Raw genomic sequence first — 17,634 nt, 5'->3', positions numbered from 1 at the left:
CGTTCTCGCGCCCGTGGTACTCACTGGCCCACGGCCGCCCAGGGCGCCCGCCGGGGCCGCTGCCGCGCCGACGGGCCCGTGCTCTCCATCGCATGGGCCGCCGCCCCCGCCTCTGCTGGGCGGTGAACCAGTGACTTCCACGGGCGCGAGAGGCTCGGCGCGGCGTGAGGCTGGAGATGGCCAGCCACGCGGGATCCCTCGCGGTGGTGGAAGGGAGACGGCATGTCCAATCACTTCAGTGCGGCCTACCTCAAGTTCCCCGGCGACGACGCACGCCTGGACCTGACCGACCTGTACGTCTTCCCGACGCCCGGCGCCTCGGGGAGGACGACGCTGATCATCGACGTGAACCCCTTCACCACGGGGCTCAGCGCCACTCCGCCCTTCCTGATGAGCCCGGAGTTCCACCCGGACGCGGTGTACCGGATCAACATCGACAGCGACGGGGACAACCAGGCCGACGCCGCCTTCTCCACCGTCTTCACGAGGGCGGAATCAGACCGGCAGGTGGGCACGGTCTTCTACGCCACCGGCGACGACGCCCGGCGGATCGAGCCGGCAGGCGAGGTGATCGCCTCGGCGGTGCCGGTGGGCTTCGACGCGACGGCGCACCCCGTTCCGGCGGGCGACTGCGAAGTGTTCATGGGGGTGCGCAGCGATCCCTTCTTCGCCGATGCCGAAGGCGCGCTGCACGGCTTCGACTGGACCGGCGAGGACTCGTTCGCCGGCAAGGACGTGCAGTGCATCGCCCTCCAGGCGCCCGACGACATGCTCGGACCCGACCCGGCGATCTCCGTGTGGGCGACCGTCAGCGTGCGGCACGACGGCACGCTGGTCCAGGTGGACCGCGGCGGAAACCCGACCATCAACCCGTTCATCAATCCCGACTACGCCAAGGACCGGTACAACGCCGGACACCCCGCGGACGACGTCGCGACGTATCTGCAGCCGTGGTCGCAACTCCTTCAGGAGAACGGCTATCCGGCCGCGGAGGCGACGGAGGCGGCCGCCTCCGTCCTGCCGGACGTCCTGCACTACGACCGCGACCGGCCCGCCGTCTACCCCAACGGCCGCAGCCTGACCGACGACGTGTTCAGCGCCCGTATGTCCTTCCTGACCCACGGCAAGGTCATCTCGGACGGGCTGTCGCCGCACGACGACATGCTGACCGAGTTTCCCTACCTCGGACCGCCTCACCGGTGATCAGGACCGAGGTTGCCGATCATGAACATCTCCGGCAAGAAGGTCGCCGTCATCACCGGTGCGTCGCAGGGCATCGGCGCGGGCCTGGTCGACGCCTACCGCAAGCTCGGGCACCGGGTCGTCGCGACCTCCCGCAGCATCTCTGCCGCCGACGACCCGGACGTCCTCACCGTCCGCGGCGACATCGCGGACCCCGCCACGGCCGAGCGCCTCGCCGCCACCACGACCGAGCGGTTCGGACGCATCGACACCCTGGTCAACAACGCCGGCCTCTTCATCGGCAAGCCGTTCACGGAGTACTCCCGGGAGGACTACGAGGCGATCGTCGGCGTCAACCTGACCGGCTTCTTCCGGATCACCCAGCTCGCCGTCGAGCAGATGCTCCGCCAAGGCGGCGGACACCTCGTCCAGGTCACCACCAGCCTGGTCGACTACGCCAGTTCCACCGAACCCTCCGTGCTCACCTCCCTGACCAAGGGCGGCCTGCAGTCCGCCACCAAGTCCCTCGCCATCGAGTACGCGGCACGCGGTATCCGCAGCAACGCGGTGTCGCTGGGCATCATCAGAACCCCGATGCACCCGGAGGAGGACGAGGAACTCGCGAAGAAGCATCCGCTCGGGCGAATGGGCGAGGTGCGGGACGTCGTCGAGGCGGTTCTCTACCTCGACACCGCGTCCTTCGTGACGGGCGTGACCCTGCACGTCGACGGAGGCCGGAGCGCCGGTCACTGAGCGGCAGTGGGAGGCCGTGCCTACCAGCAGGGAGACAACAGGTCGTGGCATGGGTGGCGGTCGGAGACGGAGCATGGCGGGAGTGAGGCTCAGGGCACGTCGGGCCCACCGACGACCGGTCCGCCCGATCCGCCGGACGGTCTGGGCGCCCGCCCGCACGGTCCGGAGGTACCCGATGAACGGCAACCGTCCTGGGACGACCACGCTGACCGTCACCGTGCTCGTCTTCCCCGGCGTGCGGCTGCTCGATGTCACCGGCCCCGTCGAGGTGTTCACCTCGACCAACGGGTTCGGGGGCCGCTACCGCGTGCAGATCGTGTCCGAGGACGGGACCGACGTGATCACCTCGGCCGGCACCCGTATCAGTGCCGACCGTCGCGGCGACGAGATCCGCGAACCCTCCGACGTGCTGCTGATCCCGGGTGGTCCGGAGTGGAAGACGCTGATCAAGGACGATGCCCTGCTGGATGTCGTCCGTCGGCTGAGCAGGACGGCGTCCTGTACGGCGTCCGTGTGCTCGGGAGCGTTCCTGCTGGCCGCTGCCGGGCTTCTCGACGGTCGCCGGGCCACGACACACTGGCGCTTCACACGCCAACTGGCCCTGCGTTTCCCGTCCGTGCGGGTCGCACCGGATGCCATCTTCGTGCGCGACGGCAAGATGATGACGTCGGCGGGCGTGAGCGCCGGGATCGACTTGTCCCTGGCGCTGGTGGAGGAGCACTACGGCGCGGACGTCGCGCGTGCGGTCGCGAAGGACATGGTCGTCTTCATGCAACGACCCGGAGGACAGTCCCAGTTCAGCGTCCGCTCACAAGTCCCCTCCCCGCGCCAGGAGTTGCTCCGCCGAATCCTGGACACGGTGGCAGAGGACCCGGCCGCCAACCACAGCCTGCCGGCGATGGCGCGGCGGGCCGGAGTCAGCGTCCGCCACCTGGCCCGGCTCTTCCAGGAGGAAGCGGGCACGACGCCGGGCAGATATGTGGAGCAGGTACGGGTGGAGGCCGCCCAGGTACTGCTGGAGAGGGGCGACGACCCCATGGCGGCGGTGGCGCGCCGCGCGGGATTTGGTTCACCGGAGACCCTGCGCCGCGCGTTCGTACGACACCTGGGTGTCACCCCGGGTGTCTTCCGCTCCCGGTTCCGGACGACCGGCACGACCTTCAAGGACGCGGAACCGGCGGGGAGTTCGGGGTAACCGGTCATGTGGACGCCGTCCCGTGCACCGGGCGGGCGTCACGCCTCGCCGATGCCCCTGGCCGGCATCCGCTCCGCAAGTGCGGCCCGCGACTCGGGGGCGGCGAAAAGGTCGGCGAAGTACTGCGTCTCGTGCACCACGTGCCCCTCGGCGAACTCCATGACGCTGACCGAGACGGTGGGCACCCCGTCGTAGGTGATGACGCACTCGCTCACCCACAGGTCACCTCCGCCGACGATGCGGCGCAGAGTGAAGTGCCGGTCGGCGGCGTGCCCGCCGCGTTGCGCCGAGATCACGCCGCGTCCCCGGAAACGCTCGCCCGACTGCGGGTAGTCCAAAACCGCGTCCTCGGCGTAGACGGCGTGCTCGGCTTCGATGTCGCCGCGCTCCGAGGCTCGCCAGTGCTCCTTGATCGCGGCCCTGATGCCGCTGTCCGGATCCATCCTGTGGTCCCTTCAGTGAGCGCGCGGCGGGCCGTTCCCGAACGGGTTCGGAGGGCCCTCTCCACGGTAGGAGACCGGCGCCGGTCGCGCTCCTCGTCGTGGGCCCGCTGCTGTCAGTCCACGACCTGCCGGGCCGGACGACGCACATGCCGGGTGGCGTGCCGCAGGGAGCGGCCCGCCACCGCCAGCCAGGCGAGGACAACAGCCGTGTACAGCACGGCGGTTGTCCAGCCGAGCGGCGCAGACCCGGTGCGGGTGGCAAGGGTGCCGGTGGCCGTCACGCAGGCACCCACCGGGAAGATGAAGGACCACCACGTCGGCGCGAACGGCAGACCGACCCGGATCGTCCGTACCGTCAGCCCCGCAGCGAGGGCCAGCCAGAGCATGGCGAAACCCCACACCACGATGCCGCCCAGCAGCGCCAGCACCGCGGTGCCACGGGCGTAGGGGGCGGGCAGCGCACCCGATGCCACCGAGGCGAGCGCGCCCAGTGCCGTGACCGACTGCCCGAGCGCCCCCAGACCGATCCAGACGGTGGGCACCGTGGCGCCGGTGGGCACCTCGTGGTGCACCAGGCGGCCGTAGACCATGGCCAAGACCAGCAGTGTCGCGATCAGGCCGAGCCCGAGCATCGCGTAGCAGCCCAGCAGGAGGGTGAGCCGGAGCTGCCCGACCGGCGTGCGGGGTACCAGCAGCGCGCCCGTCGCGGCGGAGACCACCGGCGGCACCACCGGCATCAGCTGGCCGCCGAACGCCGCGTCCGGGCGAAGCGGTGCCGCGTGACCATGAGGTACGGCACGGTACAGGCGGTGACCAGGCCCAGTGCGGTACCGGTCAGCCACAGCACCCAGTCCACGCCCACTGCCGCGTCGAACCCGATCACGTCCTTGCCCAGCAGGAGCGCGCCGGCACCTACCGTGAGCAGCGCCATCGGCGGCGCGCCGAAGAACTGCGCCATCACCGGGTCGGCGGCGTGCGAACGGATCGCCCGCTGGCGCAGGTAGCACGCGGCCATCACGACCAGCAGGACCCCGGCGCCTGCTCACACCACTGTGGCCGCCGCTCGCAGCCCGGGAAAGGTGCGTGGCAGGGTCGCCGCGGCGTTGGCGACGATGCCCGTGCCCATCACGGCCGCGAACCAGGTGGGGCCGAGGAGCGGGCGTGCCGCCGAGCGGTCGGCGGGGGGGCGAGGGACGGGTCGGCAGGGAAAGATCCATGAACCGCACCCTGAGTTCGGGCAGGGTCGGGTCTGTTGATCATGTCCTGATGTGAGGGTGTCTCGGCACGGATCGAGCGTCGGCGGGCCGCGCGGGCCGGTGAGGACCAGGGTGTCCCACCGGTGCGACCGACGCCCTCCGCACGGGACCGTGACGAGGACAAGCGGCCTCGCGCGCAGGACGCGGGCCGGATCCCGGACGGCAGGAGTGGTCGTGATGGCGAAGGTACTTTTCGTGGTGTCCGGAGCGACGTACTGGGTCCTCAAGGACGGCACCAGGTACGCGACCGGCTACTGGGCCGAGGAGTTCGCGGCTCCGTACAAGGCGATCACCGAGGCGGGGCACGACGTCGTGGTCGCCACCCCGAACGGCGTGACACCGAACGTCGACATGATGAGCCTGCGCCCCTCCATGGCGGGCGGCGAGCAGGGAGCCCTCGAACTGGAGGAGATCATCCGCTCCGCCGAAGTGATGCGGCGGCCGCTGCAACTGTCCGTTGTCCGGCTCGAGGACTACGACGCGGTGTACCTGCCCGGCGGCCACGGCCCCATGTCGGACCTGTGGCTGGACGCCGACGTGGGCCGCCTCCTGACGGCGCAGCTCGCCTCGGGCAAGCCCCTCGCGATCGTCTGCCACGGCCCCGCCTCGATCCTGGCCACCAGGATCCACGGCAAGTCGCCCTTCAACGGCCGCCGGATCACCTGTTTCACCGACGAGGAGGAAGCGGCCGTCGGGCTGGCCTCCAGGGCGCCGTGGCTGCTGGAGACGGAGCTCAAGGAGAAGATGGGCGTCGACTTCAGTCGCGGCGAGATCTGGAAGCCGTACATGGTGGAGGACCAGAACCTCATCACCGGGCAGAACCCGGCCTCGGCCGCGGTCCTGGCGGAGCGGCTGCTGGTGCTGCTGAAGTAGCGGCGCGACCAGCGCGACCAGTGAGAATCCCTGGCGCGAAGCACCGGCCGTGCGCAGGACCCTCGTCATGTCGGCTTTTCGTCCCAGTACGGAGGCGTGAACCATGGACATGAAGCTCGAGGTCGTCGTCGTGCCGGTGACGGACGTGGACCGGGCCAAGGACTTCTACACGGCATTGGGCTGGCGGCTCGACGCCGACGTCGCCACCGATGAGAACTTCCGGGTGGTGCAGATGACCCCGCCGGGCTCGCCTGCCTCGGTCATCTTCGGCACGTCGGTCTCGTCGCAGACACCGGGCTCGGCCCAGGGCCTGCATCTGATCGTCGACGACATCGGCGCCGCCCACGACGAGCTCAAGCGGCGCGGCGCTGACCCCGGCGACGTCTTCCACGACGCCGGGGGCGTCTTCCACCACGCCGGGACCGATGCCCGTGTGCCCGGGCCCGACCCGCGGCGCAGCAGCTACGGCTCGTTCCTGTCGTTCAGCGACCCGGACGGCAACGGCTGGGTGCTGCAGGAGGTCACCAGCAGGCTCCCGGGCCGGCTGGACCCCGCCACGACGGCCTTCGCCTCGGCCTCCGACCTCGCGGGCGCGCTGCGCCGTGCGGCGGCCGCACACGGCGAGCACGAGGCACGCACCGGCGAGGAGGACCCGGACTGGCCGGACTGGTACGCGCGGTACATGGTGAGCGAGCAGGCCGGCACGGAGCGGCCGACGTGAGCCCCTCGGCCGCTGGAGCGCTGGACGGAGCCGTCGCGCTCGTCACCGGCGCCAGCAGCGGTATCGGTGCCGGCACCGCGCTCCGGCTGACCGGTGAAGGCGCGGCAGTAGCCCTCGTCGCCCGGCGCCGGGAACGCCTGCGCCGGCTCGCGGAGGACATCACGCGGCGGGACGGCCGGGCCCGGGTGGAGGCCGACCACCGAGCCCGATCAGGCGTACCGGGCGGTCCAGGAAACACGCGCGGAGCTCGGGCGCCTGGACATCCTGGTCAACAACGCCGGGGGCACGCTGCTCGGCACCGCCCTGCACACCACGATCGAGGAGTGGGACCAGATGGTCTCACTGAACGTGTCCGCGCTGCTGCACGTCACGCACGCCGCGGTCCCGCACCTGATCGACGCCGCGGCGACATCCCCGCGGCAGGTGGCCGACACCGTGAACATCAAGTTCGGTCTGAACGGCTTCACCGAGGCACTGCGCAAGGAACTCATCCTCGAGCGCGTCCGCGTAGCCGAACCCGGCACCGTACAAACAGAACTGGTGCACCACCTCGGCGAGGCCACCCGCACCGCGGCCCTCCAACAGGTCAGCGGTACCGAGCCACTGCAGGCCGCGGACAGCACAGACGCGATCGGCTGCCTCGTCACGCGGGAACGGCGCGTGGCCGTCAACGAGATGCTCGTGCGCGCCGGCGACCAGACATGGTGACCGGGCAGAGCCGCCGCGAGGCGGGAGCTGCGAAACGCAGACGGGAGACGGGAGACGGGCGCATGAAGCACGACTACGACGTCATCGTCATCGGCGGTGGCTCACCCGGTGAGCACTGCGCGGGCGCGCTCGCGGACGGCGGATTGCAAGTGGCGCTCGTGGAGCGCGAGTTGGTAGGCGGGGAGTGCTCGTACTTCGCGTGCATCCCGTCCAAGACACTGCTGCGGCCGGGCGAGGCCGTGCAGGGCGCGCGCGAGGCCGCGGCCACCGCCGAGGTGGACGTCGAACAGACCCTGGCCTGGCGGGACTTCATGGTGTCGGACTACTCCGACGCCGGACAGGAGAGCTGGCTGGCCGCCAACGGCATCGACCTGCTGCGGGGTTCGGGCCGGCTCGCAGGACCGGGTGCGGTGGAGGTGGCCGGTAGGCGGTACACGGCTGACCACGTCGTACTGGCCACCGGCGCCTCGCCGATCGTGCCTCCCGTGCCCGGCCTGCGCGAACTGGACGGCCTCTGGACCAACCGCGAGGCGACAGGTATGAAGGCGGTCCCGCGGCGGCTGCTCGTCCTGGGTGCCGGGCCCGTCGGTGTCGAGATGGCACAGGCGGTCCGGCGTCTCGGCGGCGAGGTGGTGCTCACCGGGCTCGACGACCGTGTGCTGCCGCGCGAGCCCGAGCCGCTGGGCCGGGCCCTCGGCGAAGCACTGCGGCGTGACGGCATCGAACTCGTCCTGGGCAAGCGCGCCGTCACCGCCCGCCACGACGCCGAGGACTACGTCCTGACTCTCGACGACGGGCAGGAACTACGCGGCGACAAGCTGCTGGTGGCCACCGGACGCCGCCCACGGACCCATGGCCTGGGCCTGGAAACGGTCGGCGTGACCGGCACCGACCGGGGCGTCCCCGTCGACAGCCGACTGCGCGCCGCCGAACGGCTCTGGGTCGTCGGCGACGCGACCGGCCTGTGGATGCTCACCCATGTCGGCAAGTACCAGGGCGAGGTCGTCGCCGACAACATCCTCGGCCATCCCCGCGAAGCCGACTACACGGCCGTGCCGCGCGTGGTCTATACGGACCCGCAGGCGGCGGCCGTGGGCGCAGCCGAAGGGCAGTTCAGCGCCACGGTCCCGAACTCCGAGGTCGCCAAGACGGCCGCCTACACGCGAGCCTACGCCGACGCCGTGGGCTTCCTGACCCTGCTCAGCGATGGCCGGACGTTCACCGGCGCCTATGCGCTGGGTCCGGAGGCGGGCGAGTGGCTGCAGCAGGCGACCCTGGCCGTCCGCGCCCAAGTCCCGCTGGATGTACTGCGGGACACCATCCAGCCGTTCCCGACCTTCTCGGAGATCTACGTCGCGGCACTCAACGACCTGCACCACCAGGTGGCACGGAGCCACGAGGCCGAGGGACGAGTCCCGGCATGACGCACTCGGTCCTTCCGTCCGTGCGGATGACCTTGCATGGACGAAGAGACGAAGCAAGGTGGCTCACGCCATGCGTTCCGACATCGTTCCGGGCGGGGTCTTCCCGGACTTCGCCCTGCCCGACCACACCGGCACGGTCCGTACCCTCAGCCAGCTCCAGGACCGCGACCCGCTGGTCCTCACCCTGGCGCGCGGTCACTAATGCCCGAAGGAGCACCAGCAGCATCAGGAGATGGCCGAGGTGCTCCAGCCGAAGGCGGCGGTGGCCTATACGCAGATGGCGACCATCGCCACCGACGAGCACCACACGCTGCAGGAGTTCCGCCTGCCGGTCGGAGCGCAGTGGACGTTCCTGTCCGACCCGGGCCGCATCGTCCAACGGGAGCTGGACATCCAGGAGTGCACCGATCCCGAGCACGACTCGATGATCCCGCACACTCTGGTTCTGAAGCCGGGCCTGATCGTGCACCGCGCCTACGACGACTACTGGTTCTGGGGTCGTCCCTCCGCCTAAGCGACGAGCACGGCGATCGCCGCCGCTCCCATGAAGATCCAGCGCCGACGCAGCATCCACCAGCCGTAGGAGGGCACCAGCACCGCGAAGCGGTGGAAACGCAAGAGAGGCTCGAACAAGTGGCACGTCTACGCCTTCATCGCCGACCGGCCCTTCTGGTCGCTGAAGGCGAAGATCCGTGCCATCACGGGCAGGACATCGCAGCAGGATCTTGCCCCTGTGCTGATCAGACTCACCCAGCTCATGCGCGGTTGGGCCAACTACTTCAAGCGCGGTCGCCAAGCATGTCTTCGGCAAGCTCGACGCCTTCGTGTGGTGGCGGCTGATCCGCATGCTGCGGGCCCGTCACCGCTGGAGTTGGGGCGACGTCCGCCGCCGGTTCACCACCCCCACGGGGCGATGGAAACCGATCGCAGCGGACGGGCTCGAACTGTTCCGGATTGCCTCGGTCACGGTCAGCCGTTACCGATACCGGCCCGCGGTCCTCACCCCATGGCAGCCTGCGAACCCCGTCTGCCGGCAGAGACCGTGGAGAGCCCGTTGCGTTGAGAGGCGCACGGCGGGTTCGGCGAGAGGTCCGGAGAAACGGACCCGGAGCAATCCCGGCACCGCGCTGCGGGCCTACTCAGCGACGGTCACGATCGTCTTGTTGACGCTCCGCGACTGGTTGCGGGAAGGCCACAGGTCGCGGGGGTTCCGCATCCAGCGATTGACGATCTGTGAGGGGGATCAGTGTCCAGCCTTACGGCGGGCACGGTAAGCGGCGACGGTGGTCCGGCTGGCGCAGGCGTTGGAGCAGAACCGCCGGGTGCGGTTGCGGGAGTCGTCGACGAAGAAACGCTCGCAGTCGACGGCGTGGCAACGGCCGATCGTCACGGCCGGGTCGCCGCAGACGACGTGCGCGAGTGCCGCGGAGCAACTGCGCCCGAGCCAGCTCACGGCATCCTCACCGTTGGGGGCGAAGTGCAGGTGCGGTGCGCCTTCGCCGTTGTGGTCGTCGACCCGGACAAGCGGCGGGTGTTGTTCCAGTAGGGCATTGACGGGGCCGAGCGGCCCGCCATGGGATGCGACCTCCACCGCGCGGAGCAGCCTGGGCAGGAACTCGCCGAGCCGCTCGGGGTCCGGTTCGGCGATCCGGTGCTGACGGAACATCTCCCGGCGCAGCCCGCTCGGCTCGTCGCCGTTGACGATCTCGACCGCAAGTCGGGTCAGATTCCCGATGTAGTCGACGTAACGCACTTGACCACCTACCTCCCAGCCTGAAAAGTAGGCATCATGACTACTGATGCCACCTACATAATGGGCGGCGGAACCGCCGTCGCGCGAATGCTGCACCGCATGGGCCGGTGGGACGAGGCGCTCGCCATGCTGCCGACGGACGCGGTGGCGGAGCGGGCCGAGATCCTGGTGGACCGCTACTGGTGGAGGCTGGACGGCGCCGCGGCGGCCGAGGAGGCGGTCAGCGCACTCCAGCCGTCCCACTCCGTACTCGCAGGATTCCTTACCGCACAGATCCGCTACACCCGGCTGCTTTTCAGCCTGGACCCGCTCCCCGAAGACCTGCAGCGAGCTCGCGAGGACTTCACCACCGCCACGGCCGACCCACGGCTGACCGGCTGGGCCACATTCTGGCTCGGAGTGCTCGCCGACCACATCGACAAAGATCCCGGCGCTGCCAAAACGGCCTACCGACAGGCCCTGGGGCACGCCCAGGAGCACGGCGACGCACTGCTGGAGTCCTACGCCGTACGCCACATCGGCGCCCACCTCCTGGAACAGGACCGGGAACAAGGCATCGCCCAGCTGCGCCGGTCCTACCACCTGCGAGCATCCCTCGGCGCCCGCCCACAAACGGCAGCAGCGGCCCTCACCCTCGCCGGCGAACTGCCCCCTGGAGCCGAAACCGACCAGCTCCGCGAGACATCCGCCCTGACCGCCCGCGAACTTGAACTGACCTGGCTGCTACGCACCCTTTGACGGCACCGCGTCCAGCACGTCCCCGCGAAGGCACATCACCAAGCGGACTGCCGAACCCGCGGACCCCACTTCCGCCGCCACGACACCCGCCGACGGAGGTGGGGAACCCAACAGAGCTGGTGCGTCCCCCACTCGAGCACCGCGTGGGGAGATTTAAGATTCAAGAAGCACGCCATCACCCGAGCAAGGACCTCACGCGGAGTGACAGGCGGTCAGGCCCTCAGCGCCACCACACCACACAACTTTGAAGACCCGGTATTCGTCGCCCCAATGGGCCACCACAACCCGGACCGTGCGTTCATGCCGTTGTGGAGATGGCGGTCCTCGGTAGCCTCGGAGGACGACCGCCACCGGCATACGGCGGATGTTCTCCACGGGCGATCTCCCCGGTTAAAACCCTCGGCCGCTCCGGAGAGCGGCCACCACCCGGCGCCCGCCAGAAATCGTGGCCCGACACCTGGCAGTTGAGATCCTCGGCCGCCCTGGAGGGCGACCGCCACATGCCCCTTACCGGATCGCCGCCTGTCCGGCCGAGTTGTTGCGGTCCTCCGCCGCCCCCCAGACGGCGACGGCCACGACTTACTACCGCCGCACCTGGGTGGCATGGAGGCTGTTGCTATCCCCGGTCGGCCTGGGGAGACCGCCACGTGTTCTCGGGCCTCGACCTCGGTCCGAACAGCGGGTTGCGCTCCTGGGTCGCCCCGGAAGGCGACGTGACTGGCGTCGGTGACGGAGACCCATTCGACGTCGTTGACGTTGCGATCCTCAGTCGCCCCAGAGGGCAACCTGGCGCAGGGCTGTACGGGGTCGGACAGCACAAGGCTGCGATCGTCGGCCTGCGCCGACAGTGCGGCGGAGGCCGACGCCAGGGTCACGGCCGGGTCGGCTCGGGAGCTACGGCACGGCTCCTGCCGCAGTTCATTCGGGAGGTCACTTGACGGTGACCGTCACGGTCGCCGTGCTGGTCGCGGCGGGGAGGCGCGTGGTGTCGACGGCCAGGTACTCGCCGTCGTCCTGCGTGCCGTCGGGCAGGATCTTGGGGTGCAGGGCGTAGGGCGGGGCGGGAGTCGAGGGGGACACGCCGTCGACGCCGAAGTCGCTGTCGTTGCTGACCACGACGGTGCGGCCGCCGTCCGTGGTCGCGACGCCCTCGATCTTGTCGTGGCCGAAGAAGCCTCCGGTGGGGTCGAGGCCGCTGAGCAGGCCACCGAGGTCGAGGTCGAGGCTCTTGGCGGCAGGGGTGACGCCTGCGGACTCGAGGGCCGCGGTGGCGGTCACCGTGGTGTCGGCGCCCACGTAGGCTTCGATCGTCTGCTGGGCCGGGCCGACGAGCAGGCCGCCCTTGGCCGCGTCGTACGCGGTCCCCGGCACCGTGGAGGCCGGGCCGACGTCCGTGGCGCCGGAGATGTCGATGGCGAACAGCCTCTTGTAGGCGCCGGGTTCGACGTTGCCGTCCCGCTCGTCGACGAGGAAGCGGGTGCTGCTCAGGGCGGTGATCTCACTGACCGCGCCGCTGTTCGTCTTCGGGTCGGTGAGCAGGTAGAGGTACTCGTGCGTGGCATGGGTGCGCAGGTCGTAGGTGACGATGCGCAGCGTGGTGACGTTCTTTGCCTTGACACCGCTGGGCAGGTCGGGCTGCTGGAGCGCGGACTGCATGATGCCGACGAGCGTGCGGCCGTCGGGGGTCACGGTCAGCCCCTCCATGCCCTTGTTGGGCACGCGGTGGGCCAGTTCGGCCGGGAGCGAGCCGTCGAAGGGGGACAGCCGCTCGATGGCCTGGCCGTCGCGGCCGAAGTGCGTGATGTAGGGCCCGTACTCGTCCGACACCCAGAAGGTGCCGTCGCGCAGGGCCACCAGGCCCTCGGAGTCGTAACCGTAGGGTGAGTGCGGCAGCGCGGTGCCGTTCAGGTCGACGAGGTTCTCTCCGGTGCTCGCCTGGGAGTTGACGAGCCCGTTGTACGGGGTGCCGTCGGCGGCGCGCAGCGGGATCGTCCGTTCCAGTACGGCCCTGGTGCCCGTCAGCCGGAACTTCCCGATCGCGGGGTCGAAGTGGGGCAGCGGCAGCACCTTGCCGCCGTTGGGCGCGTCCACGTTGGGGCCCCGGTCGGTGAGTCCGTAGAACTCGTCCTTCGAGCCGGGCACCGGGTACAGCGATGAACCGTAGCCCCCGGCGGTGACGGGCACGCCGCCGATGACGGCGAGGGGCTTGAGATGGGTCTGGTACAGCCGGACAGCGTCACTGATCCTGTAGGTGAAGGTGTCGGTGCCGTGATAACCGGCGTCGGGGATGTAGCGGAACGAGCCGTCCTGATGGAGGGTGAGCGTGCCGTGGGCAGTCTTCGTGTGTGCAACGAGAGTTGCCGGGCTGCCGGTGTCGTCAGCCAGTACGCCATGCCCCGAGCCGACGGTCAGCGTCCGCCCGGCGTGCACGGTGTAGGCGTCGTCGCGTGCCTGGAGCTTCGCTCCGCCGGCGCCGCTGGCGCCGGCCGGTCCGGTGCCGGCCAGGGACAGCACAACGGCCGTAGCGGCCGCGGTCACGATTCCCAGACGGTTCATCTGATCCCCTCCTCCTCGCGCGTCACCACGACACGCGAGGAGGAAGTCTGATCACTCCGCATGGCCAAGGGGCATCCGGAAGGTACAGAAGGGGTAAAGCGCAGGAGCCTCGGCAGGCCAACTGCGCCTGTGCGCGCCCCGGGCCTGGCTCCTGCTGCTGTTGGGCGCCGCATCACCTGGGCGCCGCATCATCTACAGCCTCCTGCCCGGCCGGCACCCCGTCGTCCTGGCGAGCTCATCGGCTGGGGCCAGACCAGCGAGGCACACCTGCCGTGCCAGTGCGGGCGCGGCGCGCTCCCCCTTGTCGGCCGTCAACTCGGCATCCCCCCTCACCTTCTCGACGTCGGCGCCGGAAGCCCGTGCATCAGTGCGGACATTACCGATGCACCGGTCCGGTCGCCGGTGGAGGGGTGCCACGAGGAGGGCCTCAGGGCCGGTCGGTACCTTGCGCCGGTAACCCTCGAGGACGGGCTCGGTGCTGGACCGAAAGGCTCGGGGCCTGAACCGGCACCGCCTTCAACTCACCAACGGTCTTCCGATGATGCCAGCGGCGGCGCGGGACCGGCTGCGTGCCCGGCGCCTCAAGTCGCCAACACAGTACAGGAGTCCGGCGCTGCGCTTGGCGACCCAGTCGAGGAAGGTCAGATCGTGGGCGCGGGCGTAGCGCAGGGCAGCGAGAGTGATCTCGGGGAAATGGTGTTCGTGAGCCTCGCGCAGTCCCACCGCATGGTCGTCGACCGTGGCCTGAGTCGTCGGCCGCTGGATCAGCGCCGCGATGCGCGGGCAGGACGCGACGCTGGAACGGCTCCCCGTCGACCGCCAACCCGAAGAGGCCCTGCCCCACCTGCCCGACCCACTCCACCTCGCCGAGGTGTTCCGCCTCGACGAAAAGACCGCGATGGCTGCGCGGACTCCGCACGAGCCCTGCTGGAACAGGCCGCCGAACAGCACCTTCGAGGAAACCGGTTCGACCGCGACGCACCATGAAGGGAATCATGGACGAGTGATGTCGACCGAAGCAGCAGCACTCGCCCTGCAGGACCATGCCGTCCTCTGGAGTATGGGCGAGATCCGTGCAACCGATGTCGTCACCAGCGCCTGTAATGCGCTCGTCGCCGGCCTCGACAGCCCCGCCCTGCGGATGCTTGCCGCGTGCACACGCGCGGAGGCGGATTACGACGTCCCCGATCTCCTTCCCCCAGCACTCGACGAACTGGGCCTCACCTTCTACCCAGTGGGCAGCCTTGCCGGACAGGAAGCCGCCGCACGAGCACTTGCCGCCAGAATGCTCGCCGGCGAGTTGACACCACGCGAGCTGGCTTTCCGGATCCACCAGCGCTTCGGGCACGAACTGCCCCTGGCCGAAGGACTCGCCAACCTGGACGACGAGTACGACATCCTCGAGTACGGCGACAGGACACCGGCACAGGTCGACGCCGACGTTCTGGCCGAAGCTCTCCGCCTCACTCAACATCCCCGTGTTACCCCCGAACCAACAGATCCACTGACCTGAAGCACACCCGTGGACCCCTGGGTTCACACTGAAGAGACCTCGTTTTCCGTGAACCCACGGTGCTCCGGCCTCGGGATTGGTCGGCGTCGTTGATCGTGTAGTCGGTGTTCGGCTGCCCGCTGTCGTGGATGGGGAGCGAGCGTCACGGGCTGTGGTCGCGTCCGTCCCGTGGAGCGAAGGCTGTGAGGGCGTCGGCGTCGGTCGCGCGAGCGTGCAGGAAGTAGTCGGCCCATTCGGTGATGTCGGGGTAGGACGAGTCCTGGCTGAGCTGGGTGGCTGCGGCTTGGAGGTCGAAGTGCGTGGTGCGGAGTTCGACGCCCGGGCCCAGGAGGGCCCAGTGTGCTCCGGTTCGTCCGTAGGGCATGCCGAGGCTGCCGGGGTTGATCACGAGTCGGCTGTGGGCGAGGCGGACGAACGGCATGTGGGTGTGGCCGCAGACCACGGTGCGGATGTCGGCATCGAGTCCGTTGAAGACTTCCTGCCATCGGTCGAGTCGGGAGTCGACCAGGACGACCTGCTCGTCGTCGCGGGGGGTGGCGTGGCAGAACAGCACCTTTCCCAGGCCGCTGACGGACAGGGAGAGTGATCGTGGCAGCGAGCTGAGCAGGTCGAGATGGTCCTCGCGGAGCTGTTCGGCTGCCCAGGGGGCGATCGGATCGGGGATCGTTTCACGTTGCCCCCGGCGATATTCGAGGAGTTCGCGGTCGGCGTTACCGCTGATCCAGATGACGCGGTCGCCGAGGCTGGTCAGCAGGTCGAGAACCTGGGTCGGTTGCGGGCCGGCGGTGATGTCGCCGGTGAGCACGATGTGATCGGCGGTGCTGACGTCTGGTTCGGCCAGTACTGCCTTCAGGGCCGGCAGGACTCCGTGGATGTCGGACAGGACGGCTACTCGGTTCAGCATGGTCACCACTGTGGGGCGAAGGCCGCCGAGTGGATTGATCTTTCGCCCGGCGCGTAGTTCAAGGGGGCCGTTCAGCGTGAGTGGTCGCCGGGTGCGTAGTTCTTCCAGGGGGCTCCGGCTTCGGTGGCGATGCGGGTGGTGCTCTTGTCGTGGCAGCCCAGTGCCTGGGCGATGACGGGCGCCGGGGCTTGGAGGACAAGCTGGCGGATGGCCGAGGTGCGGCCTTTCTCGGCCGGGACGCCGAGTTCGCGGAGCGCGACGCGCAGAGCGCCGGGGTTCATCGGCTGGCTCGGGCGGCGGCCGGGGAAGAGCCAGGATGAATCCTGGTTGATGGCAGGGGTGTTGGCGGGCAGGACCTGGAGGCAGTCGAGCAGGAGGGCGGCCACCGGCTCGGGTACTGGGGTGGGCGGGTCGCCGAGTCGGAGTGCGACGTGCTGGCCGTCGTGGACAACGTCGTCGGTCACCATGCGGACGATCCGGCTGACGGGCTGGACGAACAGCAGGACCAGACAGGCGGCGAGCCGGGCTCCGGCGAACTGCTGTCGTCGGCGAGGACCCGTTGCAGGGCGGTGATGCGCTGGTGTTGGCCCATCGGGTGGCGGTTGGTAGTCGGGCGGTTCGGGATGGTCAGCCGCGGCATGCGGCGGGTCTGTGGTGGTTGTGACCGAGCCCGACACCGTGCGCGGTGAGCCTTCGCTGCCTGAGCAGATCAGGACGCGTCGGGACTTCGCGGCTGCCTTGACGCTGCTGCGCGACGAGGCCGGCCTGTCGGTCCGTTGATGTGGCCAGGCGCACGGGTGTGCAGGGTGAACACAGCACGATCGGGGACTGGTTCGCGGGCAAGAGCCTGCCGTCCAGGTCGTCCGTGGAATTGCTGGAACGGGTACTCGCGGTCTGCGGGGTGGGCGACGAACGGGTCATCCAGCAGTGGATCAGTGCCTGGCGGCGGGTACGACCCCTGCCTGGACCGCAAGCGCGCGACATGGAGCCTTACCGGGGTTTCGCCCTCTACGCAATGGAGCACGCCGAGTGGTTCTTCGGCCGGGAGAACCTGATCACGGAGCTGATGCGGTGGGTGACCCGCAGGCATCCCGCGGGCGGAAATGTCCATCTGGTGGTGGGCGCCTCCGAATCCGGCAAGTCGTCGCTGCTGCGCGCAGGGCTGATCGGCCCGGCACAGTGAGGCAGTGCCGGACTGCTCCTGGTGGCCGGTGCTGCTGACACGCGGGGCGCGCACACTCGACGAGCTCGCCGACCGCTTGACGGTCCTCGGCGGCCCACACCGCATGGCGCCGTCACGAGCCTGACCTGCCAGGCCCTGCACGTCACCGACGGCGTGCCGCCCGAACCCCACGGCCCAACGGCACACCTGGAGGATCTGCAGGAAACCCTCGCCGCGTACACATGCAAGGACGGACCCGACCTCACTGACGTCGTCCTGCGTGTGGCCCCTCTCGGTCCTGAGCGCCCCCGCGCGTGGCTCTCGGGTCTCCTCACGGGCACTACGGCTGCCGGCTCATGCACAGCGATACCGACAACATCGGCCACAACAAGGAAGCGACGCTGCTGTGAAGGAGCGGGACGGCGGACAGGTGGCGGAGCACCATCGCCGCAG

The 17,634-nt window shown here is 69.8% G+C and carries 21 protein-coding genes and 1 pseudogene; 14 read left to right on the top strand and 8 right to left on the bottom strand.

All coding sequences use genetic code 11. The features are described from left to right. Window positions 1-222: 222 nt before the first annotated feature. The 3 genes from ACFY1U_RS34245 to ACFY1U_RS34235 all read left to right on the top strand — a co-directional run bounded on the left by ACFY1U_RS34245 (window position 223) and on the right by ACFY1U_RS34235 (window position 3,130). Window positions 223-1,203 carry a DUF4331 family protein gene (locus ACFY1U_RS34245; protein WP_390698024.1) on the top strand — a complete coding sequence of 327 codons (981 nt, stop codon included), beginning with the start codon at window positions 223-225 and terminating at the stop codon, window positions 1,201-1,203. Between the two features lie 21 nt (window positions 1,204-1,224). Beyond that, window positions 1,225-1,935, top strand: coding sequence for an SDR family NAD(P)-dependent oxidoreductase (locus tag ACFY1U_RS34240; RefSeq protein ID WP_390698023.1), 711 nt, complete (start codon window positions 1,225-1,227; stop codon window positions 1,933-1,935). 175 nt (window positions 1,936-2,110) lie between these two features. After that, window positions 2,111-3,130 carry a GlxA family transcriptional regulator gene (locus ACFY1U_RS34235; protein ID WP_390698022.1) on the top strand — a complete coding sequence of 340 codons (1,020 nt, stop codon included), beginning with the start codon at window positions 2,111-2,113 and terminating at the stop codon, window positions 3,128-3,130. Between the two features lie 38 nt (window positions 3,131-3,168). Here the strand turns inward: ACFY1U_RS34235 and ACFY1U_RS34230 are convergent, their stop codons facing one another. The 3 genes from ACFY1U_RS34230 to ACFY1U_RS34220 form a co-directional block, all read right to left on the bottom strand. Then, on the bottom strand, window positions 3,169-3,573 hold the full coding sequence (locus ACFY1U_RS34230) for a nuclear transport factor 2 family protein (RefSeq protein ID WP_390698021.1): 405 nt from the start codon (window positions 3,571-3,573) through the stop codon (window positions 3,169-3,171). Window positions 3,574-3,686: 113 nt separating this feature from the next. Beyond that, the gene (locus tag ACFY1U_RS34225; RefSeq protein ID WP_390698020.1) at window positions 3,687-4,292 is read right to left on the bottom strand and encodes a hypothetical protein; all 606 of its coding nucleotides are present in this window, start codon (window positions 4,290-4,292) and stop codon (window positions 3,687-3,689) included. 17 nt (window positions 4,293-4,309) lie between these two features. After that, window positions 4,310-4,588, bottom strand: coding sequence for a hypothetical protein (locus ACFY1U_RS34220; protein WP_390698019.1), 279 nt, complete (start codon window positions 4,586-4,588; stop codon window positions 4,310-4,312). Window positions 4,589-5,006: 418 nt separating this feature from the next. Here ACFY1U_RS34220 and ACFY1U_RS34215 point away from each other — a divergent pair, with 418 nt between their 5' ends. The 7 genes and pseudogenes from ACFY1U_RS34215 to ACFY1U_RS34185 all read left to right on the top strand — a co-directional run bounded on the left by ACFY1U_RS34215 (window position 5,007) and on the right by ACFY1U_RS34185 (window position 9,069). Next, window positions 5,007-5,702: a type 1 glutamine amidotransferase domain-containing protein gene (locus tag ACFY1U_RS34215; protein WP_390698018.1), complete on the top strand. Its 696-nt coding sequence runs from the start codon at window positions 5,007-5,009 to the stop codon at window positions 5,700-5,702. Window positions 5,703-5,805: 103 nt separating this feature from the next. Next, window positions 5,806-6,423 (top strand): VOC family protein, encoded by a 618-nt coding sequence (locus tag ACFY1U_RS34210; RefSeq protein WP_390698017.1) that lies wholly within the window; start codon window positions 5,806-5,808, stop codon window positions 6,421-6,423. Next, window positions 6,420-6,545 (top strand): annotated as a pseudogene (locus ACFY1U_RS34205) (oxidoreductase); the annotation flags it as partial. The gene ACFY1U_RS34210 and the pseudogene ACFY1U_RS34205, both read left to right, overlap by 4 nt. A gap of 133 nt (window positions 6,546-6,678) precedes the next feature. Further along, window positions 6,679-7,131 (top strand): SDR family NAD(P)-dependent oxidoreductase, encoded by a 453-nt coding sequence (locus ACFY1U_RS34200; RefSeq protein ID WP_390698070.1) that lies wholly within the window; start codon window positions 6,679-6,681, stop codon window positions 7,129-7,131. 62 nt (window positions 7,132-7,193) lie between these two features. After that, window positions 7,194-8,555: a dihydrolipoyl dehydrogenase family protein gene (locus tag ACFY1U_RS34195; protein ID WP_390698069.1), complete on the top strand. Its 1,362-nt coding sequence runs from the start codon at window positions 7,194-7,196 to the stop codon at window positions 8,553-8,555. Between the two features lie 70 nt (window positions 8,556-8,625). Continuing rightward, entirely contained in the window at window positions 8,626-8,757 is a 132-nt protein-coding gene (locus ACFY1U_RS34190; protein WP_390698016.1) for a hypothetical protein, read from the top strand. A gap of 30 nt (window positions 8,758-8,787) precedes the next feature. Next, window positions 8,788-9,069 carry a hypothetical protein gene (locus ACFY1U_RS34185; RefSeq protein ID WP_390698015.1) on the top strand — a complete coding sequence of 94 codons (282 nt, stop codon included), beginning with the start codon at window positions 8,788-8,790 and terminating at the stop codon, window positions 9,067-9,069. Here ACFY1U_RS34185 and ACFY1U_RS34180 read toward each other — a convergent pair. Continuing rightward, window positions 9,066-9,188 (bottom strand): hypothetical protein, encoded by a 123-nt coding sequence (locus ACFY1U_RS34180; RefSeq protein WP_390698014.1) that lies wholly within the window; start codon window positions 9,186-9,188, stop codon window positions 9,066-9,068. The genes ACFY1U_RS34185 and ACFY1U_RS34180 overlap by 4 nt on opposite strands. Window positions 9,189-9,207: 19 nt before the next feature. Here ACFY1U_RS34180 and ACFY1U_RS34175 point away from each other — a divergent pair, with 19 nt between their 5' ends. Then, window positions 9,208-9,618 carry a group II intron maturase-specific domain-containing protein gene (locus ACFY1U_RS34175; protein WP_390698068.1) on the top strand — a complete coding sequence of 137 codons (411 nt, stop codon included), beginning with the start codon at window positions 9,208-9,210 and terminating at the stop codon, window positions 9,616-9,618. A gap of 180 nt (window positions 9,619-9,798) precedes the next feature. On the opposite strand, the gene ACFY1U_RS34170 is transcribed toward ACFY1U_RS34175, so the two are convergent. Then, window positions 9,799-10,308, bottom strand: a complete 510-nt coding sequence (locus tag ACFY1U_RS34170; RefSeq protein ID WP_390698013.1) for a CGNR zinc finger domain-containing protein — start codon at window positions 10,306-10,308, stop codon at window positions 9,799-9,801. 36 nt (window positions 10,309-10,344) lie between these two features. Here ACFY1U_RS34170 and ACFY1U_RS34165 point away from each other — a divergent pair, with 36 nt between their 5' ends. Further along, window positions 10,345-11,046, top strand: a complete 702-nt coding sequence (locus ACFY1U_RS34165; protein WP_390698012.1) for a hypothetical protein — start codon at window positions 10,345-10,347, stop codon at window positions 11,044-11,046. Between the two features lie 930 nt (window positions 11,047-11,976). On the opposite strand, the gene ACFY1U_RS34160 is transcribed toward ACFY1U_RS34165, so the two are convergent. Continuing rightward, a complete protein-coding gene (locus ACFY1U_RS34160) occupies window positions 11,977-13,602 on the bottom strand; it encodes an esterase-like activity of phytase family protein (protein ID WP_390698011.1) in 1,626 nt (541 codons plus the stop codon). 775 nt (window positions 13,603-14,377) lie between these two features. On the opposite strand from ACFY1U_RS34160, the gene ACFY1U_RS34155 reads away from it, so the two are divergent. Beyond that, complete coding sequence (locus tag ACFY1U_RS34155; RefSeq protein ID WP_390698010.1) at window positions 14,378-15,115, top strand: hypothetical protein; 738 nt, start codon at window positions 14,378-14,380, stop codon at window positions 15,113-15,115. Between the two features lie 142 nt (window positions 15,116-15,257). Here the strand turns inward: ACFY1U_RS34155 and ACFY1U_RS34150 are convergent, their stop codons facing one another. Continuing rightward, a complete protein-coding gene (locus tag ACFY1U_RS34150; protein WP_390698009.1) occupies window positions 15,258-16,019 on the bottom strand; it encodes a metallophosphoesterase family protein in 762 nt (253 codons plus the stop codon). Between the two features lie 71 nt (window positions 16,020-16,090). Further along, a complete protein-coding gene (locus ACFY1U_RS34145; protein WP_390698008.1) occupies window positions 16,091-16,486 on the bottom strand; it encodes a hypothetical protein in 396 nt (131 codons plus the stop codon). Between the two features lie 332 nt (window positions 16,487-16,818). Between ACFY1U_RS34145 and ACFY1U_RS34140 the strand changes: the two genes are divergently transcribed. Next, entirely contained in the window at window positions 16,819-17,202 is a 384-nt protein-coding gene (locus tag ACFY1U_RS34140) for a hypothetical protein (protein WP_390698007.1), read from the top strand. Window positions 17,203-17,634 lie beyond the last annotated feature (432 nt).

This window comes from Streptomyces sp. NPDC001351 (assembly GCF_042896045.1).
Classification (GTDB): Bacteria; Actinomycetota; Actinomycetes; order Streptomycetales; family Streptomycetaceae; genus Streptomyces.
This window is presented reverse-complemented; position numbering and strand designations above follow the sequence as displayed.

Coding starts and splice junctions, on each gene's coding strand:
- ACFY1U_RS34155 (WP_390698010.1), top strand. CDS start 14,378: ATGCGCGGGCAGGACGCGACGCTGGAACGGCTCCCCGTCGACCGCCAA.
- ACFY1U_RS34220 (WP_390698019.1), bottom strand. CDS start 4,588: ATGGCCGCGTGCTACCTGCGCCAGCGGGCGATCCGTTCGCACGCCGCC.
- ACFY1U_RS34230 (WP_390698021.1), bottom strand. CDS start 3,573: ATGGATCCGGACAGCGGCATCAGGGCCGCGATCAAGGAGCACTGGCGA.
- ACFY1U_RS34195 (WP_390698069.1), top strand. CDS start 7,194: ATGAAGCACGACTACGACGTCATCGTCATCGGCGGTGGCTCACCCGGT.
- ACFY1U_RS34235 (WP_390698022.1), top strand. CDS start 2,111: ATGAACGGCAACCGTCCTGGGACGACCACGCTGACCGTCACCGTGCTC.
- ACFY1U_RS34160 (WP_390698011.1), bottom strand. CDS start 13,602: ATGAACCGTCTGGGAATCGTGACCGCGGCCGCTACGGCCGTTGTGCTG.
- ACFY1U_RS34190 (WP_390698016.1), top strand. CDS start 8,626: ATGCGTTCCGACATCGTTCCGGGCGGGGTCTTCCCGGACTTCGCCCTG.
- ACFY1U_RS34245 (WP_390698024.1), top strand. CDS start 223: ATGTCCAATCACTTCAGTGCGGCCTACCTCAAGTTCCCCGGCGACGAC.
- ACFY1U_RS34185 (WP_390698015.1), top strand. CDS start 8,788: ATGGCCGAGGTGCTCCAGCCGAAGGCGGCGGTGGCCTATACGCAGATG.
- ACFY1U_RS34210 (WP_390698017.1), top strand. CDS start 5,806: ATGGACATGAAGCTCGAGGTCGTCGTCGTGCCGGTGACGGACGTGGAC.
- ACFY1U_RS34150 (WP_390698009.1), bottom strand. CDS start 16,019: ATGCTGAACCGAGTAGCCGTCCTGTCCGACATCCACGGAGTCCTGCCG.
- ACFY1U_RS34145 (WP_390698008.1), bottom strand. CDS start 16,486: ATGGTGACCGACGACGTTGTCCACGACGGCCAGCACGTCGCACTCCGA.
- ACFY1U_RS34215 (WP_390698018.1), top strand. CDS start 5,007: ATGGCGAAGGTACTTTTCGTGGTGTCCGGAGCGACGTACTGGGTCCTC.
- ACFY1U_RS34165 (WP_390698012.1), top strand. CDS start 10,345: ATGACTACTGATGCCACCTACATAATGGGCGGCGGAACCGCCGTCGCG.
- ACFY1U_RS34240 (WP_390698023.1), top strand. CDS start 1,225: ATGAACATCTCCGGCAAGAAGGTCGCCGTCATCACCGGTGCGTCGCAG.